Annotated in this window: 3 protein-coding genes; 2 read left to right on the top strand and 1 reads right to left on the bottom strand. The window is 65.2% G+C overall.

The genetic code is table 11. The annotated features are described in order from the left end of the window. The coding region (locus VNW74_RS29120; protein WP_325683369.1) for a 3-oxoacyl-ACP synthase III family protein at window positions 1-1,822 on the top strand (1,822 nt) is incomplete at its 5' end. Beyond that, window positions 1,822-2,646, top strand: a complete 825-nt coding sequence (locus VNW74_RS29115) for an SDR family NAD(P)-dependent oxidoreductase (RefSeq protein WP_325683367.1) — start codon at window positions 1,822-1,824, stop codon at window positions 2,644-2,646. The genes VNW74_RS29120 and VNW74_RS29115, both read left to right, overlap by 1 nt. Before the next feature lie 3 nt (window positions 2,647-2,649). Here VNW74_RS29115 and VNW74_RS29110 read toward each other — a convergent pair. Further along, window positions 2,650-3,030 (bottom strand): FtsX-like permease family protein (locus VNW74_RS29110; RefSeq protein WP_325683365.1); only part of this gene is annotated, 381 nt, incomplete at its 5' end.

Genomic DNA, 3,030 nt, shown 5'->3' with positions numbered 1-3,030 from the left:
GGTGGCCGAGTGCCTGGCGCGGTCGAGCTATGGGCCCGACGAGGTGGATCTGGTCATCTGCTGCAACATCTCCCGCTACGACGGACCGGGGCAGATCATGTACGAGCCCAGCACCGCGGCGCGGTTGCGGGAGCAATGCGGTCTTACCGATGCGATCGCCTTTGACATCTCCAACGCATGTGCGGGGATGTTCACCGGCGTCGCCGTCGCCGACGCCTTTCTGCAGACCGGAATGGTGCAGCGCGCCATGGTGGTCAGTGGCGAATACATCAGTCATATCGCCGAGACTGCGCAGAAAGAAATCGAAGGGCCGATGGATCCGCGACTCGCTTGCTTGACCGTCGGCGACGTCGGCGCCGCGGTGCTTTTGGAGCGAGGACCCAACGGCCGCGTCGGCTTTCACGACATCGATATGGCGACGCTCAGTCGCTACAGCACCGTGTGCGTGGCCAAGGCGAGCGATGGCCCCCACGGCGGCGCAATCATGACCGTTGACTCCATCGCCGCAACCGCTACGGCGGTCAAACGCACTGTGCCGTACGTGGCCGCGGTGATGCAACGACACGGATGGAGACCGGACCTTTGCGATCACATTCTCATGCACCAGACGTCGGAAGCGTCGATCAACGACGCCGTGTTCGCGGTGAACCGGGTGTTCGGACGTGCCGCCGCCCACTCGGGCAATGTGATCAACAATTTGGCGGAGAGGGGTAACACCGCCAGCACAACACATTTCGTTGCCCTCAGCGATCAGATTCGGGCCAACCGAATCAAGTCCGGAGACAACGTGGTCTTCGGCATCAGCGGCTCCGGAACGACGGTGGGGACCGCGCTGTACACGTTCGACGACCTCCCGGATCGGATGCACAGGCCGCCCAACGGCCAACGTGGCCAGAGTGTCTCGACCAGCCGGCCACCGGCTGATCCGCCGGCGATGCCCCACGTGCGAATCGACGGGGTCGGCACCGCCCCCGTCGTTCAGTCCGCGCCTCGGGATGCGGTCGCCCTTGCGGTGCAGGCTGCGACAGCGTGCCTGGACAACAGCGGAGTCGATCCGGCTGCACTCGATCTGATCCTCTACGCCGGGGTGTACCGGGACGACTTCATAGCCGAGCCAGCCATCGCGGCGCTTGTCGCCGGCGAGCTCGGGATCAACGACGACATTGAATCTCCGTACGAACCAACGACTTTTGCCTTCGACGTGCTCAATGGCGCGGTCGGATTCCTCAATGCGTGTCAGATCGGCGTGCAGATGATCGGCGCCGGCAAGGCCGAACACGTGATGGTCGTGGCTTCCGAAATCGAAAACAACAGCGTCGACAGCGGCCACCCACTGTATGGGCTCAGCGAAACGGGCTCGGCCGTCATTCTGAGCAGGGCCGGTGACACCGACGGCTTCGGCCGGTTCGTCTTTCACCACCACCCGGAGGGCAGCGAGGCGCTCAGAACGTATTTCCAGCAGCGAGATGGGCAAAGCTGGCTGCAGATCGACGGCGATCCGAACCTGGCGACCCGTTACCTGGACTGCATCCCCGCTGCTGTCGAGGAGCTGCTGAAACTCGAGGAGCTTGACTCTTCCGAGATAGCTGCCGTGTTCCCCCCACAGCTGTCTGATGCCGACCGCACCGAACTCTCTGCACGCCTTGATATCCCGAGCTCACGGTTCGTCGATATCACGGCCGAAGCTGACCCATTCTCGTCGTCTCTGCCGTACGGGCTGCAGCATGCCCGGCGAAACAACCTGGTGCGGCCGGGCGACATCGGGTTGATCGTCACTGTCGGCTCCGGCGTCCAGATCGGCTGCGCCACTTACCGCTTCTGATGCCGATGCGACTCGATGGTCGAAGCGTTCTGCTTACCGGCGCCACCGGAGGCATTGGGGGCGCGATCGCTCGTGAATTGGCCGCGCGGGGTTGTGCTCTCACGGTCACCGGCCGGCGCACAGCGGAGCTCGAGCGCCTGGTCACGGAACTGGGTCCACCGGCGCGGGGCTTTGCCGCCGACTTGACCAACCTGACCGAGGTGCGCGAGCTGCTGGACCACGCCGATCCCGTGGATATTCTTGTGGCCTGCGCCGGCGTCGATATCCCGCAGGACTTGGCGGATGCCAGCGATGAGGCGATCGAGGAAGCGATGCGAGTCAATCTCCTTGCGCCGGCGGCACTTGCGCGTGCGGCCCTGGTCCCGATGAAAGAGCGCGGAGCGGGTCACATCGTCTTCATCGGGTCGGTGGCCGGACTGGTCGCGACACCCATCAACAGCAGTGTCTATACGGCCACGAAATGGGGGCTCCGCGGGCTCGCGCTGGTGCTGCGACAGGAGTTGCACGGAACGGGCATCGGCGTTTCCACGGTCTTTCCTGCGGGGGTCCGCGATGCGGGTATGTTCGCCCGGACCGGAATCACCCTGCCGTGGTATGCCGGTACGAGTTCCCCGCAGGAAGTGGCCCGGGCCGTGGTCCGGGCGGTCGAGCGGGATCGGCCCGAGGTAGTGGTGGCGGCCGGCGGTGAGCGGCTGGGCGCTGCGATCAGCGGCGTCGCGCCGGTCCTGGTCGGCAGACTCGCGCGGATGGCAGGCCTCGGCCGGATACGTCAAGCGGTGCTTGACGCGCGGAGCCGAGGCGACGGGCCTGTGGCCGGCGGCTGACGGTTACTCGTCCCGAAGCTCGGACGCCGGGGCGGCCCGGGTATTTTTCCAGGCGGGGCCGACCGCTGCGAATACCGCCGCCAGTATGGCGAGCACCGCATATTTCGTTGCTTCTGAGAACGGGAATATCAGGGGGGTAACGGAACCCACGTCAACGACCGCAGCCCGTCGAACCGCGTCGATGATCGCAATGGACAGCAACCCGCCGAGTAGGGCGCCCGCTGCGCTCGCGACGACGGCTTCGATGGTCGTTACGGCAAAGACCTTGGCTGGGGTTGCGCCGAGTGCCTGGATGAGGGCTACCTCGCGTCGTCGCCGTATTCCGAGAAGGAGCAGGGTTGCGGACACCGATACGAACGCGATCGCGAGCAGACCGTATTTCAG

The sequence above is a fragment of the Mycobacterium sp. genome (genome assembly GCF_035570115.1).
Taxonomy (GTDB): domain Bacteria; phylum Actinomycetota; class Actinomycetes; order Mycobacteriales; family Mycobacteriaceae; genus Mycobacterium.
Note: the sequence above shows the minus strand (reverse complement) of the source record. Positions and strands in the feature narration are given on the sequence as shown.